This window comes from Flavobacterium sp. AC267, from assembly GCF_979258715.1.
In genome coordinates, this window is sequence record NZ_OZ409875.1 from 4,796,162 (window position 1) to 4,812,191 (window position 16,030).

Annotated in this window: 17 protein-coding genes and 3 tRNA genes; 13 read left to right on the top strand and 7 right to left on the bottom strand. The window is 34.1% G+C overall.

Annotated features, from left to right (window positions below; all coding sequences use genetic code 11):
• Positions 1-45: 45 nt before the first annotated feature.
• The 5 genes from ACZZ95_RS25465 to ACZZ95_RS25485 are packed head-to-tail and all read left to right on the top strand — an operon-like array spanning position 46 to position 6,102.
• Positions 46-993, top strand: a complete 948-nt coding sequence (locus ACZZ95_RS25465) for an ABC transporter ATP-binding protein (RefSeq protein ID WP_463471223.1) — start codon at positions 46-48, stop codon at positions 991-993.
• A gap of 10 nt (positions 994-1,003) precedes the next feature.
• Positions 1,004-1,603, top strand: coding sequence for an ABC transporter permease (locus ACZZ95_RS25470; protein ID WP_463471224.1), 600 nt, complete (start codon positions 1,004-1,006; stop codon positions 1,601-1,603).
• Positions 1,533-3,257, top strand: a complete 1,725-nt coding sequence (locus tag ACZZ95_RS25475; RefSeq protein ID WP_463471225.1) for a Gldg family protein — start codon at positions 1,533-1,535, stop codon at positions 3,255-3,257. The genes ACZZ95_RS25470 and ACZZ95_RS25475 overlap by 71 nt, the downstream gene beginning before the upstream one ends.
• A gap of 30 nt (positions 3,258-3,287) precedes the next feature.
• Positions 3,288-5,171: a M16 family metallopeptidase gene (locus ACZZ95_RS25480; protein WP_463471226.1), complete on the top strand. Its 1,884-nt coding sequence runs from the start codon at positions 3,288-3,290 to the stop codon at positions 5,169-5,171.
• Positions 5,134-6,102, top strand: a complete 969-nt coding sequence (locus ACZZ95_RS25485) for a M16 family metallopeptidase (RefSeq protein ID WP_463471227.1) — start codon at positions 5,134-5,136, stop codon at positions 6,100-6,102. The genes ACZZ95_RS25480 and ACZZ95_RS25485 overlap by 38 nt, the downstream gene beginning before the upstream one ends.
• Positions 6,103-6,540: 438 nt before the next feature.
• On the opposite strand, the gene ACZZ95_RS25490 is transcribed toward ACZZ95_RS25485, so the two are convergent.
• The 3 genes from ACZZ95_RS25490 to ACZZ95_RS25500 all read right to left on the bottom strand — a co-directional run bounded on the left by ACZZ95_RS25490 (position 6,541) and on the right by ACZZ95_RS25500 (position 6,821).
• Positions 6,541-6,614, bottom strand: a tRNA-Arg gene (locus ACZZ95_RS25490).
• 32 nt (positions 6,615-6,646) lie between these two features.
• Positions 6,647-6,721: transfer RNA gene (locus tag ACZZ95_RS25495), tRNA-Pro, on the bottom strand.
• 16 nt (positions 6,722-6,737) lie between these two features.
• A tRNA-Ser gene (locus ACZZ95_RS25500) sits at positions 6,738-6,821 on the bottom strand.
• Positions 6,822-7,152: 331 nt separating this feature from the next.
• Here ACZZ95_RS25500 and ACZZ95_RS25505 point away from each other — a divergent pair.
• The 3 genes from ACZZ95_RS25505 to ACZZ95_RS25515 all read left to right on the top strand — a co-directional run bounded on the left by ACZZ95_RS25505 (position 7,153) and on the right by ACZZ95_RS25515 (position 9,075).
• Positions 7,153-7,815 carry a thiolase family protein gene (locus tag ACZZ95_RS25505; protein ID WP_463471228.1) on the top strand — a complete coding sequence of 221 codons (663 nt, stop codon included), beginning with the start codon at positions 7,153-7,155 and terminating at the stop codon, positions 7,813-7,815.
• Between the two features lie 86 nt (positions 7,816-7,901).
• Complete coding sequence (locus ACZZ95_RS25510; RefSeq protein ID WP_463471229.1) at positions 7,902-8,189, top strand: hypothetical protein; 288 nt, start codon at positions 7,902-7,904, stop codon at positions 8,187-8,189.
• 124 nt (positions 8,190-8,313) lie between these two features.
• A complete protein-coding gene (locus tag ACZZ95_RS25515) occupies positions 8,314-9,075 on the top strand; it encodes a C40 family peptidase (protein ID WP_095951653.1) in 762 nt (253 codons plus the stop codon).
• Positions 9,076-9,291: 216 nt separating this feature from the next.
• On the opposite strand, the gene ACZZ95_RS25520 is transcribed toward ACZZ95_RS25515, so the two are convergent.
• Positions 9,292-9,495 (bottom strand): helix-turn-helix domain-containing protein, encoded by a 204-nt coding sequence (locus ACZZ95_RS25520; RefSeq protein ID WP_463471230.1) that lies wholly within the window; start codon positions 9,493-9,495, stop codon positions 9,292-9,294.
• Complete coding sequence (locus tag ACZZ95_RS25525) at positions 9,461-10,138, bottom strand: AraC family ligand binding domain-containing protein (RefSeq protein ID WP_463471231.1); 678 nt, start codon at positions 10,136-10,138, stop codon at positions 9,461-9,463. Before ACZZ95_RS25525 ends, ACZZ95_RS25520 begins: the two co-directional genes overlap by 35 nt.
• Positions 10,139-10,255: 117 nt before the next feature.
• Here ACZZ95_RS25525 and ACZZ95_RS25530 point away from each other — a divergent pair, with 117 nt between their 5' ends.
• The 3 genes from ACZZ95_RS25530 to ACZZ95_RS25540 all read left to right on the top strand — a co-directional run bounded on the left by ACZZ95_RS25530 (position 10,256) and on the right by ACZZ95_RS25540 (position 12,451).
• Positions 10,256-11,242, top strand: a complete 987-nt coding sequence (locus ACZZ95_RS25530) for an aldo/keto reductase (RefSeq protein ID WP_463471232.1) — start codon at positions 10,256-10,258, stop codon at positions 11,240-11,242.
• Positions 11,243-11,564: 322 nt separating this feature from the next.
• Positions 11,565-12,170, top strand: coding sequence for an NAD(P)H-dependent oxidoreductase (locus ACZZ95_RS25535; RefSeq protein WP_463471233.1), 606 nt, complete (start codon positions 11,565-11,567; stop codon positions 12,168-12,170).
• 2 nt (positions 12,171-12,172) lie between these two features.
• Positions 12,173-12,451 (top strand): putative quinol monooxygenase, encoded by a 279-nt coding sequence (locus ACZZ95_RS25540; RefSeq protein WP_463471234.1) that lies wholly within the window; start codon positions 12,173-12,175, stop codon positions 12,449-12,451.
• Positions 12,452-12,538: 87 nt separating this feature from the next.
• On the opposite strand, the gene ACZZ95_RS25545 is transcribed toward ACZZ95_RS25540, so the two are convergent.
• Together ACZZ95_RS25545 and ACZZ95_RS25550 are read right to left on the bottom strand one after the other, a co-directional pair.
• A complete protein-coding gene (locus ACZZ95_RS25545; protein ID WP_463471235.1) occupies positions 12,539-13,045 on the bottom strand; it encodes a class I SAM-dependent methyltransferase in 507 nt (168 codons plus the stop codon).
• Positions 13,035-13,247: a hypothetical protein gene (locus ACZZ95_RS25550; protein ID WP_463471236.1), complete on the bottom strand. Its 213-nt coding sequence runs from the start codon at positions 13,245-13,247 to the stop codon at positions 13,035-13,037. Before ACZZ95_RS25550 ends, ACZZ95_RS25545 begins: the two co-directional genes overlap by 11 nt.
• A gap of 217 nt (positions 13,248-13,464) precedes the next feature.
• Here ACZZ95_RS25550 and ACZZ95_RS25555 point away from each other — a divergent pair, with 217 nt between their 5' ends.
• Positions 13,465-14,352 (top strand): LysR family transcriptional regulator, encoded by an 888-nt coding sequence (locus ACZZ95_RS25555; protein ID WP_463471237.1) that lies wholly within the window; start codon positions 13,465-13,467, stop codon positions 14,350-14,352.
• A 374-nt stretch (positions 14,353-14,726) separates the two neighbouring features.
• The gene (locus ACZZ95_RS25560) at positions 14,727-16,010 is read left to right on the top strand and encodes a DUF2130 domain-containing protein (protein WP_463471238.1); all 1,284 of its coding nucleotides are present in this window, start codon (positions 14,727-14,729) and stop codon (positions 16,008-16,010) included.
• Positions 16,011-16,030 lie beyond the last annotated feature (20 nt).

Genomic DNA, 16,030 nt, shown 5'->3' on the forward strand with positions numbered 1-16,030 from the left:
ATGTATTTTCAATAAAAATACATTCTTGCAATTTTAAAAAACACTATGGAAACAACAATTGTAAGAGTTGAGGATTTGTCACATCAATACAGCAAGGATTGGGCAATACAAAATATAAATTTTGAAATTAAAACAAATAGAATTTTAGGTCTTTTAGGATCTAATGGCGCAGGAAAATCAACCACAATGAATATTCTTTGCGGTGTTTTAAACCAAACCAGCGGTAATATTTTTATTGACGGAATTAATCTGAAAGAAAATCCTGTTGAAGCCAAAAAATTAATTGGTTTTTTACCGCAGACACCTCCTTTACATTTAGACTTAACTGTAAATGAATATTTGATTCACTGTGCAGAATTACGTCATGTAAAAAAAGAAGATTTAAAAAATGCTTTAGAGAAAGCCAAAGAACAATGCGGTATTTCACATTTCAGCCACCGATTAATTCGAAACTTATCTGGAGGTTACAGACAACGTGTGGGTATTGCGCAAGCTATTATTCATGAACCTAAATTAGTAGTTTTAGATGAACCGACAAACGGATTGGATCCTAACCAGATTTTAGAAGTTAGAAAATTAATCAAAAAAATCTCCAAAGACAAAGCGGTAATTTTCTCATCACACATTCTTTCTGAAGTTCAGGCAACCTGCCAGGATATCAGAATGATCGAGAACGGGCACATGGTTTTCTCTGACACACTTGATGCTTTTAACAATTATATCGAGGCAGATAAATTAACGGCTAGTTTTGAAAATCCTCCTAAAATTGAATCTTTAACCGCTCTATCGGAAGTTACAAATGCTGTGTTTCTTTCTCCTAAAAAAGTACAGATAACATTTGAAGGAACGCAGGAAGTTGCAGAAAAAATCATTTCGTTAAGCGTTCATAACGACTGGAAATTACGTGAAATTCAATTTGAAAAAGTTTCATTAGATGAAATTTTCGCACAATTATCTAAAAAAGCTCCTTCTAAAAACTCTACACCTTCTTAAAAACAAACAAATGAAAACAATATATAGAATTGCTAAAACAGAGCTTAATACTATGTTTTACTCACCTGTGGCGTGGGTAGTTTTAGTAATATTTTCGATCCAGTCAAGCTGGAAATTCTTCGGTACCATAGAGCGTTTTGAAAAATCACAGAAAATCGGTCAGGGCATGGATAACCTTTCTCAGATTATTTTTTCAGGTTTCAGTGGTTTATATACAGAAATGCAGAATTATTTGTATTTATATGTACCGCTTTTAACAATGGGATTAGTGAGCCGTGAGATCAACAGCGGTTCGATCAAACTTTTACTTTCGTCCCCAATTAAAATTAAAGATATTGTATTGGGTAAATATTTGGCCATTGCGGCTTATTGTCTTCTATTCATTGTGATATTAGGATTACAGGTTGGTATTGCTTATTTCTCAATTGAAAATTTAGATTTAAAATTCGCCATTTCAGGACTTATTGGATTGTATTTATTGGTGTGTACCTACGCCGCAATCGGACTTTTTATGTCTTGTTTAACTTCTTATCAAGTTGTTGCTTGCAATCAGTACTTTGGTAGTTTTGGCAGGTTTAAATTTTATTGGAAAACTTTGGCAGGATGTTGAAGTTGTAAAAGATATTACTTATTTCCTTTCTATCGCCGGACGTGCAAACGAAATGCTTGAAGGTCTTATTATTAGTAAAGATGTATTTTATTTTGTTTTGGTAAGCAGTCTTTTTATCGTGTTGAGTATTTACAAATTACAAACAGGAAGAGACGCACAAACGATCTCAAAAAGAGTTTTAAAATATACTTTATTAATCACGATTGTTTTATCACTTGGGTATATTACATCAAGGGCTTCTCTTACGTCATTCCATGATATGACACGCACGAAAGACAGAACATTAACAAAAAACAGCTTAGATATTGTTAAAAAAATAGACGGCCCGATCAAGTTAACAACTTATGTAAACTTATTGGATATCAACTATTTCATGGTAATGCCATACGCTCAAAACCAAGATATTGCCAGTTTTGAAAAATACACCCGTTTCTTGCCCCAAATGGAAATGGAATATATCTACTATTATGACACTTCAAACAACGAAGCTTTATATGCCCAAAATCCGGGATTGAATGACAAACAGCTCGCAGAGAAAATGATTGAAACGCAGAATATGAAACTGAAAAAGTTATATTCTCCTGCAGAAATCAAGAAAATTATTGATTTAAAACCAGAGCAAAACAGAGTTGTAAGAACGGTAGAATACAACGGAAAGAAAACCTATTTAAGAATGTTTGATGATATGTTTAAAGTTCCGATGGAAAAAGAAATTTCGGCATCTTTAAAACGTATCGTTGTTCCTGCTCCAAAAATTGTTTTTGCAACCGGAAACATGGAAAGAAGCGTTGATAAAATTGGAGATAAAAATTACAAAACCGGATTTAATGAAATCTCTTTTAGATATTCACTTATCAATCAAGGATTTGAAGTTTCTTCTGTAGATATTAATGCACAGAATATTCCGGAGCAGACGACTATTTTAATAATTGCAGATCCAAAAACGCAATTGAGTCAGGGCGCTATTGACCGTATCAATAAATATATTGACGAAGGAAAAAATTTAATGCTTTTGGCAGAACCAGAAACTAATTCGGCTTTGGATGCGGTTACAGATAAATTAGGATTGAGTTTTACCAAACAAGCATTGGTTCAGGAAAGTGAAACTAATTCTCCAGATTATTTAGTTACTGAAGTTTCAAAAAATATCGATACGACTGTTATCAAATTAAGCAAAAGCAGAAATGTAAGTCCAATTCCGTTTTTAGGAAGCAGTGGTATTAAAACTGTAAAAGATGCTGGATTTAAAGTTACTACGCTTTTAAAAACAAACAATCAGCCGGCTTGGCAAGCGCAGACTGGAATTACTTCAATTCCTGAAGATTTGAAAAAACAATCTGCTGTAACTTCTGTACCCCTTGCTGTAGCTTTAACGAGAAATGTAAAGGGTAAATCACAAAAAATAATTGTTGCCGGAGATGCAGATTTCATGGGAAATGCGGAGTTAAGCAGAAACGGATCAGGAACATTTCAGTTCGTAACCGATATTTTCAGCTGGTTTAGCAATTATGAATTCCCAATTGATACCACTCGTCCTCAACATATTGACAAATCAATAACAATAAATTCCAATCAGGTTTTCATCAATAAAATTGTATTTATTGGGTTATTTCCATTATTGATCATCCTAAGTGCTTGCTTTTATACTTATTAGAAGAAACAGAAGATAAAAAAATCAAAAAAAATGAGTACAAAAAAAAATATCTTTATTGCGATTATGGCCTTGTCTTTTCAAGGCGCTTTTTCGCAGTTTAAAACTACAATTCCCCTGGATAAAAACGTTACGACGGGTAAATTAAAAAACGGATTAACGTATTATATTCTGCATAACGAAGAACCAAAAGACAGAGCAAGTTTTTACTTTGTTCAAAATGTTGGTGCTATTTTAGAAGATGACAATCAAAACGGACTGGCACATTTTCTAGAGCACATGGCCTTTAACGGAACCGAACATTTTAAAGGAAAAGGTATCATTAAAATGCTGGAAAAAAACGGAGTAAGTTTTGGTAAAGACATCAATGCTTACACCGCTCAAGATGAAACGGTTTACAATATAAGCTCGGTTCCTGTTACCAACGAAAAACTGATTGATTCTACACTTTGGGTACTGCATGACTGGTCTGGTTCTCTTTCTTTAACCAATGAAGAAATTGATGCCGAAAGAGGCGTTATTAGAGAAGAATGGAGAACGCGACGCACAAGCGGTTTCCGTTTAAAAATGCAGACTGATCAGGTCTTGTACAAAGGTTCAAAATATAGTAAAAGAGATGTTATTGGTGATTTAAATATCATCAATAACTTCAAATATGCTGAACTTCGAAACTATTATAAAAAATGGTACCGCCCAGATTTACAAGCCGTAATTATTGTTGGAGATATTGATGTAAAAGCAATGGAACAAAAGGTAAAAGCAATTTTTTCTGGAATTCCATTAGCTAAAAAAGCGGTTGCCCGCTCCTATTTTGAAATTCCGAAGCACGATGAATTGTATTTTGGAACGGCATCAGACAAAGAAGCCTCTTCTACCTCTATTACCCTCCAATATGTTCTCGATGAACCTTTGGTAAAAGACAGTATTCTGACTCGTAAAAACGTCATGAACTCTTTTTACACGAGTATTTTAAACAATCGATTCAAAGAATTACTTTTAAAAAACCAAGGCGTCGCGTTAAACTTACAAACCTATTTTGATCCTATTTCACGATTAAATACTTCGTTTAACATTTCGGCTTTAGCCAAAAAAGGAAAAACCATTGAAGCCTTTGAAGAAGCTTATACAGAAGCCGAACGTTTAAAACGCTTTGGAGTCGCGCAAGCCGAATTAGAACGCACCAAAAAGATTTTCATAAGCTCTTATGATGATTTTATAAGCAATAAAAATAAAGTCGACAATGACAGCTGGGCAGATAAATTGACCAATTATTTCCTAAAAGCAAAGCCATTCCTTTCCCCTGAAGATGATTATAAATTAATTGTTGGTATTATAAAAAGTATCACTTTAGAGGAATTGAATGCTTATGCAAAAAACATTCAAAAACCAACAAATCAAGTTGTTTTGGTAACAGGCTCAGATCAGGATAAAAGTAGTTTTCCAAACAAAGAAGCTGTTGTCAATGTGATGAAAAAGGTCGAAAACATGACTTTAGAACCTTACACTAAAAAAGAGAATAACGCTCCCTTAATTGACAAAGAACTAAAACCTGCCGCAATTAAAAAAACATTTGAAGTACCTGCTATTGCTGACGCAAAAGGTTATACTTTAGAAAACGGAGTCAATATTATTATTTTACCGACAACCTATTCTCAGGATCAAATTGTATTTTCTGCTTTTTCAAAAGGCGGTAAATCCTTAGTTAAAACAGAAGATCTGGCTTCTGCCGAAATCGCTACGACAATTGCCAGATCATCTGGTTTAGGGAATTTTGACAATATCGCTTTAAAAGAAAAACTTACAGGAAAAGTAGCGCAGTCTGCTCCTTTTATTGGCGAAAACACGCAAGGTTTTCAAGGAAGTTCAAATAAAGCCGATTTTGAAACGATGCTTGCAATTGCTGTATCTTTCTTTTGAAGCACCTCGTTTCGACCCAAATATTTTCAACATTCTAAAAGAACAATATAAGAATCGTTTAGAAACGATTAAAAAAGATAACGGCAGTGCATTTAAGGATTCGATTGATTTGGCAAATTCAAACTATAGTTCGAGAACTTTTCTATTTAATGAAAAATTCCTTGAAACTATCGATTTGAAAAAAGCAGAAAACATCTATCGCGACCGAATTAAAAATGCTTCTGATTTTACTTTTATTTTTGTTGGAAATATTCCTGATAAAGCTTTAGAATTAATTCAGAAGTATATTGGAAACTTAAAATCAAATCCAGCTTCAAAAGAAACTTTTACAGATCATAATATTGAACCAAAAAAGGGTAAAACTATCGTACATTTTCAACGCCCGATGGAAGTTGCTAAAAGTACTGTTTACCTAAACCTTACAGGAAAAACAGAATACACCAAAGAGAACGCAATGACCCTTTATATTATTGGTGAACTACTTTCTAAACGATTCCTGCAGACAATTAGAGAGAAAGAAGGCGGTAGTTATGGTGTAAATGTAGGCGGTAATCTGGAGCTTATTCCCAAACCTACGTTTAGTTTAGCCCTAACTTTTGACTGTAATCCTGACAAACAGGAAAAATTAATGCAGATTGTCTGGAAAGAAATAAACGATTTAAAGTCGAATCCCGTCAACGCAAATGATTTAGAAGACATTAAAAAAGCACTTTTAAAAACAAGAGAAGAATCGCTTAAAACCAATTCCTTTTGGAACACTACAATTTACAATTACAGTTTAAATCAGATTCCATTCTCAACGGATGAAGAATATAAAAATTTAATTTCTAAAATTAATCAGAAAACTATTCAGCAGTTTAGTAAGCACGTTTTGGATAGTTCTAGCAGTGTCGAAGTTATTATGAGCCCTGAAAGCCAATCAGGAAAGTAAAACTTTAGAATACATTTTTATTTTATTAGTCTTTAAAGGTTGTCTTATCAGACAGCCTTTTTTGTTTCTTATACTTCGAGGTTCTGACACTTTATCTATCAAACTGGGGCTAATTTTTGCTTAATTAATAGTATTTGAACATGACCTCTTCAACCTGCTGAAAAGGAAAAAAAAATTACCGCGTAGAACGCAAAGATTTTTTTAATATTTAAGTTTAGCAAAATCAAAAAGTTCGTAAAACTTTGTGGACTTAAATTGTGTAAATAATTCAAATATTATTTAACTCCGCGAAAAAATTTTGTGTTCTCTGTGGTAAAAAAATAGTTAGCACTATACTATTTAATGTTTCTCCAAAGCATTTAGAGTTTGATGCCTTTTACCATCCAAAAAGCAACAGAATACAAAACAAAAAAGCCACTCAAATTGAGTGGCTTGTTGTGATCCCAGAAGGATTCGAACCTTCGACCTACGCATTAGAAGTGCGTTGCTCTATCCAGCTGAGCTATGGAACCATTTGTTTTAAAACTTTATGGTAAAGTTTCTGTCGGGGTGGCAGGATTCGAACCTGCGGCCTCCTGCTCCCAAAGCAGGCGCGATAACCGGGCTACGCTACACCCCGAAGGCAAATTATTAAGCGGAGAGACAGGGACTCGAACCCTGGCGACGGTTACCCGTCGACAGATTAGCAATCTGCTCCATTACCGCTCTGGCACCTCTCCAAGCTCAAGAAACGTGTTCTGTTTTGCGGTGGCAAAGGTAACACAACATTCCATTTCTCACAACTATTTTTGTACTTTTTTTTAAGTTTTTTTAATCTTTTTTTTTAAAACACTTCACAATCAAACATATAGAATTAACAAAAATTTCACCTAAAATTTAAAATCACCCTATTCTGCACAAAATTTGAATATATTCAAATAAAGAGTAAATTTGCTTTATTAACTAATATTACACAGAAAATGAACAAAAGAGTTGTTATCGTTTCTGCCGTTAGAACACCTATCGGAAGTTTCATGGGAGGGTTATCTACCGTACCCGCACCAAAATTAGGTGTCTACGCTTATAAAAGGCGCACTTCAAAAAATTAACCTAGACCCAAAATTAGTTGATGAAGTTTTTATGGGTAACGTAATTCAGGCAGGAGTTGGACAAGCTCCAGCACGTCAAGCGACACTTTTTGCCGGCTTGTCTGAAGAAGTTCTTGCTACAACTGTAAATAAAGTATGTGCTTCTGGAATGAAAGCGGTTATGTTCGGCGCGCAGGCTATCGCTTGCGGAGATGCTGAAGTAGTAGTTGCCGGCGGAATGGAAAGCATGAGTTTAATTCCACACTATGTACAAATGCGTGCCGGAAACAAATTTGGCCCAGCTACTATGCTTGACGGAATGCAGAAAGATGGTTTGACAGATGCTTACGATAACAACGCAATGGGAGTTTGCGCTGATTTATGTGCAACTGAATATAACATCAGCCGTGAAGAACAAGATAATTTTGCTATTCAATCTTATGAGAGAAGCGCAAAAGCTTGGGATGCTGGAAAATTTGATAATGAAATAGTTCCTGTCGAAGTACCACAAAGACGCGGTGAACCAATTATATTTTCTAAAGATGAAGAATATACTAATGTGAAATTAGACAAGATTCCATCTTTAAGCGCTGTTTTTACAAAAGACGGAACTGTAACTGCTCGCAAATGCTTCAACTATCAATGACGGAGTCGCAGCATTGGTTTTAATGTCTGAAGAAAAAGCAACTGCATTAGGATTAAAACCTCTGGCCTACATCAAAGGATATGCAGATGCTCGCACAAGAACCAAAATGGTTTACAACAAGCCCTGCAAAAGCATTACCAAAAGCATTAGACAAAGCAGGAATTTCAATTTCAGATGTTGATTACTTCGAATTTAATGAAGCATTCTCTGTCGTAGGTTTAGCCAATGCTAAAATCTTGAATTTAGATAACGATAAAGTAAACGTAAACGGAGGCGCTGTTTCTTTAGGACATCCACTAGGTTGTTCGGGAGCGCGTATTATTGTAACTTTACTAAATGTTTTAGAGCAAAACAATGCTAAAACTGGCGGCTAGCTGCAATTTGCAATGGCGGCAGGTGCATCTGCAATTGTTCTTGAAAGAGCTTAAATAATAATATCTAAAATTAGGAGTTATGAGAAACTATAACTCCTAATTTTCAACTTATAAATTTCCTTAAATGTTTGGAATTTGCAATTTAGCTATAGTACCCGTTCGATCTGAACCAAGTGACAGAAGTGAAATCGTTACACAACTTTTGTTTGGCGAACATATCGAAATCTTAGAACGCCAAAATCAATGGGCTAAAATAAGAATTCAGTTTGATGACTACGAAGGGTGGGTCGATTCTAAACAATATCAGGTGATTTCTGAGGCAAATTTCAATCAATTAAGCAAAGAATCAATCATCTTAAATGCTGATTTAATTGATTATATCACCGCTCCTGATAATTTACTGCTTCCAATTCCACTAGGCGCATCATTATCTTTTTTAAACAATAGCGAAATCAATACTGCTAATTTTGATTTTGAAGGAACGAAAACAAGCGGCATCAAACCTAAAAGTGCACTTATAAATACTGCTTTTATGTATTTGAACGCTCCCTATTTATGGGGCGGAAAAACACCTTTCGGAATCGATTGTTCTGGTTTTACACAAATGGTTTACAAACTAAACGGATACAAAATTCATCGTGACGCATCACAACAGGCGCTTGAAGGCGATCCTTTAAGTTTTATTGAAGAAAGTGAAGCAGGAGATTTAGCTTTTTTTGATAATGATGAAGGAAACATTACTCATGTCGGCATTATAATGGATAATAACTACATTATTCACGCCAGCGGAAAAGTTCGTATTGATCGTTTAGACCACTCAGGAATTTACAATCCTGAATTAAACAAACACACACACAAACTTAGGGTAATTAAGAAAATCATCTAACTAAAGACTTTTTATTTTATTATCGAAAATAGGATTAAAGTACGCGGATAAAACAGATTCGCTTTGCGAAAACGCAGATTTACACAGATTTTTTCTCTCGCAGATTTTACAGATTTCTTAAAAAAACCTATTTTAAATCTGCGTAAAAAAACCTTTCTAATCCTCTCAATCCGTGGCAAAAAAAATTCATGAAATTCGTGAAATTCGTGGCAAAAACTAAGCACTCAATCTAATCGTCTTTCTAAACTCAGACGGACTATATCCCTTTTGCTTTTTAAAGAATTTATTAAAATGACTTTCATCGGTAAAACCAAATTCATAAGCAATTTCATTAATACGTTTATCACTAAACTGCAGACGGTGTTCAATCAGTTTCGTTTTATAATTACCGATATATTGCTCGCATCGTTTCGCTCGCATGTTTCTTAAAATAACGTCCTAAATACGTATTCGAAATTCCGAAATAGTCGCTGATCGACTCAGCTTTAATCTTTTCAGGATAATAAATATTGTTTTGAATGTACTGAAGAATATCCATTGCTTTTGCTTCCGCGCCAATATTCACTTGCTCAGGAAGATATTTAGCAATATTTCTAGCCACAATAATAATCAAAGTATTAACCAATTGCTGAATCAATTCCTGATTGTAAACATCTTTATCTTGGTGTTCGCGACAAATAGCTTCAATCATCACCTTAACTAGACATTTGTCCGCATCATTTTTAAGAATACATCCTGGCTGGTGATTTGCATTTTGAAGAATATATTCCAAACGCTGAATATTTTCGTTTTGCAGACTCGAATTCTTCAAATAAATATCATTAAATCTTAAAAAGAAAAACTTCGTTTCAGTTTCAATTGTAAAATTATGACAATCCTCAGGCGTCAATAAAAACATATGTCCGGCATCATACTCGAAAATATTTTTATTAATACACTGTCTGCCTGTTCCTTTCAAAATATAAACAAGCTCAAAAAAATTATGACGATCTCCCACATCCGGATATTCATCTAAAGTCTCAAAAGAAACCGTAAAAGGCTCGTACAAGTTTTCTTTTTTCATAATTCAATTTATTTTGAAGTTGCAAATATACCTAAAAAAGACAAATATATACCAAATACAAGTCATAAAAACAGTATAATTTTGCCTAATCAAATTTTAATACAAAAAATCATAATCATGGAATATAGAAAATTAGGCAGTTCAGAACTTGAATTATCAACTATCACTTACGGTGCTTTTGCCATTGGCGGAACTATGTGGGGCGGGAACGAAAAGAAAGATTCAATCGATTCAATTCACGCTTCTATCGATCATGGCGTTACCACAATTGATACGGCTCCTTTTTACGGATTCGGATTAAGCGAAGAAATGATAGGTGAAGCAATTAAAAGTCATGATCGTTCTAAAGTTCAATTACTTACCAAATTTGGTTTGGTTTGGGACGGAAGTAATCAAGGAAAGGGTGATTTCTTTTTTGATGCCGATGATAACGGGAAAAAAGTTCCAGTTTACAAATATTCATCCAAAGAAAATGTAATCAAAGAAATCGAAGAAAGCCTAAAACGCCTTCAAACCGATTATATTGATTTACTGCAAATTCACTGGCCAGATTCAACAACGCCAATTTCAGAAACAATGGAAGCGGTTGAAACCTTAATTCAACAAGGAAAAATAAGAGCTTTTGGAGTAAGTAATTACAGTATTCCACAAATTCAGGAAGCACAAAAAACAGTTCAAATCGCTTCCAATCAAGTAGCTTACAGCATGCTGAACCGTAAAATTGAAACCGATTTAATTCCATTTACAGTTGCAGAAAACATCGGAATTATTGCTTACAGTCCAATGGAAAGAGGTTTATTAACTGGAAAATATTTTACCGACAGCAAATTAAAAGAAAACGATCACAGAAATGGTTATTTCGGTCAATTCGATCTTCAAAAAGTAAAAACTTTGGTAGAAGAATTAAGTTCTTTAGCAAACGCAAAACACATTTCGATTTCGCAGTTAGTTTTACGCTGGACAACTTTACAAAAAGGAATTTCTATAGTTTTAGCCGGAGCCAGAAATGCAGAGCAGGCAATCTCAAACGCAAAAACAATGGATTTCAATTTATCAATTTCAGAATTGGAATTTATTAATCAGGCAATTTCGAAATTAAAATAATATTTAACATATAGAAACATAATTTTCACTTGGTCTAAAAGGCGTTTCACTTGTATTAACAAACATAGTCAGCTTAGTTTGTCATTTTGACAACTATGTGTGAGAAACGAGTTTCTTTCAATTACCTTTTTTTAGAAAAGAAAAACCTATGTTTCTATGCGTTTAAAAAACAATCTCAAAAATTAAATAATTAGAATTTGGGCGTGCCCCTCTGGGTCGGGCTATTCGTTTCAATCTTTTATGCCCCGAAGCCTCGGGACACAAAAGGATTTCCACTGCTATCCCTCACGCATCCATTTTCAAAAGAAACAACAATTTTAAAATGAAAAAGATATTTATAATTAACGGCGGACAAAAATTCGCTCATTCAGGTGGAAAATTCAATCAAACCGTTCAGGATTGGACAGTTGAATTTCTTTCTAAAAACAATAATTACGAAATAAAAACAACGCATGTCGAAAATGAAATCGATCTTCAGGAAGAAGTAGAAAAGTTTGTTTGGGCAGATTTAATTATCTACCACACACCTGTTTGGTGGTTTCAAATTCCGAATCTTTTCAAAAAATATATCGATGATGTTTTTACTCAGGGACACAATAACGGAATCTACAAAAGTGATGGAAGAAGCCGTGTGAATCCAGATATTAATTACGGAACGGGCGGTCTTTTACACGGACGCAAATACATGCTAACCACGAGTTGGAATGCTCCAAAAACAGCTTTTACACTTCCTGGCGAATTCTTCGAGGAAACTTCTGTTGACGACGGTGCAATGTTTGGTTTTCATAAAATGAACAAATTTACAGGAATGGAACGCGTAAACGGATTCCATTTTCATGACGTTGAAAAAGGTGCGACACCAGAAAATATTATTATCTTTAAAGAAGATTACACGAAACATTTGGAAGAAACTTTTAAAAACTTATAATTATGATTTCGATTACCGCAATTTTAAAAAGTAAACCAGAGAACTTAATTGAAGTTCAAAATATGCTGACTCACTTAGTAACCGAAACTAGAAAAGAAGCGACCTGTATTCGTTACGATTTACATACTTCAGATACTGTTTTTATTCTTTGGGAAGAATGGAAAGATCAAGTTGGTTTGGATTTACATAATACTCAATCGTATTTAGTAGATTTCATTTCTAAAGCCGAGAGCTTGGTCGCAAGCCCAATTCAGGTGTATAAAACCGCACAGATTTTATAATCTTTCGCCACGAATTTCACGAATTTGCACCAATTAATTTCAAGCTAATAAAATTTGCAAATTCGTGAAATTAGTGACCGAAAAAAATTATTTAATTCCTCCAAAAGCGCCAAAGCACATATTTTTATGTAAGATTTCAACGCTTTTAAAACCTACTTTTTTCATCAAATCCAATTGATAATTCATTGATCTTGGCGTGTCTTCTTTTTCAATATAATCGAATACTTTCTGACGATATGCTGTCCCTCCTATTCCTTCCAAATAGTCACCATATATCTGCCAGGTAAATTCATTTAGCAATTCTGTATCCTGCGTAATCAAATCTGAAATCATTAAACATCCTCCGGGTTTCAATAATTTAAACAATTTAGAAAAAGTCGTTTCCCAATCCTGATCATCGCGTAAATGATGCAAAACCGCGCCAGCCAAAATAATATCAAAACTATTTTCTTCTAAAGCAACTTCGCGAATATCACCTTGTTTAATCTCAACTTTTCCGTCTGTTACTGCAGAAACTCTTTCAAAAGCTTTGTCCAGCATTGGCAAACTCAAATCGACCAAAGTGCAATTTAAATTTGGTAGTTTAGACAACATCTTCAAAGTATAATTTCCGGCAGCCGCGACTAATATCTAAAACATTTTGAGCATTCGGAACAATTCTTTTAGAAGCTTCTGTAATTAATTCCAAAGAAATTGTTGCGTCGATTGTGGCCACTTGCCCCGTTTCTAAATTCGAAAATCGTTCGACATCATTGTCAAAACGTTCTTTTATTTCTGCAATAGTTGATTTTTTCATAGCTTTTTTTGTTTTTATCTCCCACAGATTTAGCAGGCTTAGAGGATCTTTTTGCTATTATTGATCTGGATATTGTGATTAAGAATGATTTATATTAATTATTAATCTGCCCTATCTGCCAATCTGCGAGAGAATTGTTTTTCTTTTTCAAAACTATATCTTTCATAAATACTTTAAAAATATTATTTTTATCAATTAATAATACTTTAAAAGTATCATGGAATTACGTCACTTAAAATATTTTTTGGCTGTCGCCGAAGAACTCAACTTTACCAAAGCATCAGAAAAACTCTTTATTTCACAGCCTCCGTTAAGCAGACAAATTGCCGAATTAGAGGAAGAACTTCAGGCAAAGCTTTTTATCAGAAACAATAAAAAAGTAGAATTGACCGAAGCCGGAAAATATTTTGAAAAAGAAGTAAAAGCGCTTTTTCAGAATTTGGAGCGTATTTCGGTGAAAACAAAAAAAATAGCCGAGAATGTTTCTGGCGAATTCAGAATTGCTTACATCAGTTCGATTTATTCTTCTGTTATTTCAGAATTGATCAAACATCTTAAAGAGCAATTTCCGTATGTAAATTTCAAGCTTTTTGAAGTTTCTACCACCAAACAAATCGATGCTTTGGAACAAGGAAAAATAGAATTGGGAATTATTCGCTCGCCAATAAAATCTCCCAAAATACAATCGCAATTGTGGTTTAAGGACGGGTTTTCGGTAGTTTATAATAAGAGTTTAATACAAATTAATTCTGAGAAAGAAATTCCAAATCTAAAAGATGAAACCTTTGTATTTTTCAACAAAGATTATGCGCCTCATTATCACGAAGTTTTGCTTCAACTGTGTGCTTTTTATGGCTTTACGCCGAAGATTATCCATGAAGCCAACAATATCAATTCTATTGTACAATTGGTAAAAAACGGATTAGGAATTTCGATTGTTCCATCAAATATTGCAAGAAACAATCACGATCCAGAAATAGCTTTTATCGAATTGAAAAAGGTCAATTTATTTACAGATGTTTCGTTGATTACTTCAAAAGAAGATGATTCTGAAATCACTAAAGTCGCTGTAGATTTTTTGTTGAAGAAAAACATTTCACGCTAAGAGTATTTTATGAATATCTTAAAGGTTCAGAGCTTTTTTCATAATGATTTAACGCAGTATTTGTCATCCTGACGAAGGAAGGATCACACAAGAAATTCCGCAAACAAAATCTCCAATCTTTATCGAGTTCCGCGTGTGATCCTTCCTTCGTCAGGATGACATAAAATGAGAAAAAATCATTTTTAAATTAAGGAAATCCGTAAAAAGTAAACTTTAAAAGCTTTTAAATTGCGAGCAAATAAAACAATTCGTAAAAATTAGTGTAATTCGCGACTAACAAAAAATCGTTACAATTTATCACAACCAAATTCCTTAAAAACACCGAACTTTTAAATACCTTAGCAAATTATAATTCTCGTTAAAAATTAATAACAATGGCGGAGCAATCTTCAATTCAGTGCCCAAATTGCGGAACAACTATCGATGTAAATGATATCTTAAAACATCAGTTAGAAGATAGTATTCGTAAAGAATTTCAACAAAAAGCCAATGCTCAGGCAAGAGAATTGGAACTCAAAAACGAGCAATTCGAAAAAGCCAAAACCGAATTTGAAGCCAAGAAAAAACAGGAAAATGAGCTTTTTGCTGAACGTTTAGAGCGCGAAAAAAAGACTGCAGAAAAAGAAATTACCGAAAAAGTAAAAACAAAACTCGACGAAGAAAACAAAGACCGCATGCTTTTGATGGAAAAAGAGCTTTCTGAAAAATCAGAAAAACTTCGCGAATTAAATAAAATGACAGGTGAAATTGCCAAACTTCAGCGTGAAAAACTGGAAATGAAAGAAGCAATTGAAGCCGAAGCGCAAAAACAATTAAATGCAACTTTGGTTTTAGAACGTGATAAAATCCGCAAACAGGAAGAAGAAAAAAACGAACTAAAAATTAAAGAATACCAAAAACAATCTGACGATCAAAAAAAATTAATCGAAGAAATGAAACGCAAGCAGGAACAAGGATCTATGCAACTGCAAGGCGAAGTAATGGAATTGGCGATCGAAGAATGGCTGGCAAACAATTTCCCGCTTGACAGTATTGATGAAGTAAAAAAAGGTGCCAATGGTGCCGATTGTCTTCAAATCGTAAATACGCGCGAACTGCAAAATTGCGGTTCCATTTATTACGAAAGTAAAAGAACAAAAGCTTTTCAGCCATCGTGGATTGAAAAATTTAAAAATGATATTAGAACCAAAAGAGCCAATATTGGTGTTTTGGTTACCGAGGTCATGCCTTCTGGAATGGAAAGAATGGGCATGCGCGACGGAATCTGGATTTGTACGTATGAAGAATTTAAAGGTCTTAGTGCTGTATTGCGCCAATCTTTAATTCAGGTTAGTCAGGCGGTTCAGGCGCAGGAAAACAAAGGCGATAAAATGTCGATGTTATACGATTTTCTAACAAGCAACGAATTCCGTTTGCAGATTGAAGGAATTGTAGAAGGATTTACACAAATGCAAAATGATCTGGATTCTGAAAAAAGAGCCATGCGGCGAATCTGGAAACAGAGAGAAAAACAAATCGAAAAGGTAGTTCATAATACTTTAGGAATGTACGGTTCGATTCGCGGAATAGCAGGAAATGCAGTTCAAACCGTGAGAGCTTTAGAATTGGATTTTATTGAAGAAGACGACAATGATGATCCTAAAGAATCGTTGGAATAACTATTTAAAACTCCAATTCT

Coding starts and splice junctions, on each gene's coding strand:
- ACZZ95_RS25465 (WP_463471223.1), top strand. CDS start 46: ATGGAAACAACAATTGTAAGAGTTGAGGATTTGTCACATCAATACAGC.
- ACZZ95_RS25470 (WP_463471224.1), top strand. CDS start 1,004: ATGAAAACAATATATAGAATTGCTAAAACAGAGCTTAATACTATGTTT.
- ACZZ95_RS25480 (WP_463471226.1), top strand. CDS start 3,288: ATGAGTACAAAAAAAAATATCTTTATTGCGATTATGGCCTTGTCTTTT.
- ACZZ95_RS25510 (WP_463471229.1), top strand. CDS start 7,902: ATGCTCGCACAAGAACCAAAATGGTTTACAACAAGCCCTGCAAAAGCA.
- ACZZ95_RS25515 (WP_095951653.1), top strand. CDS start 8,314: ATGTTTGGAATTTGCAATTTAGCTATAGTACCCGTTCGATCTGAACCA.
- ACZZ95_RS25520 (WP_463471230.1), bottom strand. CDS start 9,495: ATGCGAGCGAAACGATGCGAGCAATATATCGGTAATTATAAAACGAAA.
- ACZZ95_RS25525 (WP_463471231.1), bottom strand. CDS start 10,138: ATGAAAAAAGAAAACTTGTACGAGCCTTTTACGGTTTCTTTTGAGACT.
- ACZZ95_RS25530 (WP_463471232.1), top strand. CDS start 10,256: ATGGAATATAGAAAATTAGGCAGTTCAGAACTTGAATTATCAACTATC.
- ACZZ95_RS25535 (WP_463471233.1), top strand. CDS start 11,565: ATGAAAAAGATATTTATAATTAACGGCGGACAAAAATTCGCTCATTCA.
- ACZZ95_RS25540 (WP_463471234.1), top strand. CDS start 12,173: ATGATTTCGATTACCGCAATTTTAAAAAGTAAACCAGAGAACTTAATT.
- ACZZ95_RS25545 (WP_463471235.1), bottom strand. CDS start 13,045: ATGTTGTCTAAACTACCAAATTTAAATTGCACTTTGGTCGATTTGAGT.
- ACZZ95_RS25550 (WP_463471236.1), bottom strand. CDS start 13,247: ATGAAAAAATCAACTATTGCAGAAATAAAAGAACGTTTTGACAATGAT.
- ACZZ95_RS25555 (WP_463471237.1), top strand. CDS start 13,465: ATGGAATTACGTCACTTAAAATATTTTTTGGCTGTCGCCGAAGAACTC.
- ACZZ95_RS25560 (WP_463471238.1), top strand. CDS start 14,727: ATGGCGGAGCAATCTTCAATTCAGTGCCCAAATTGCGGAACAACTATC.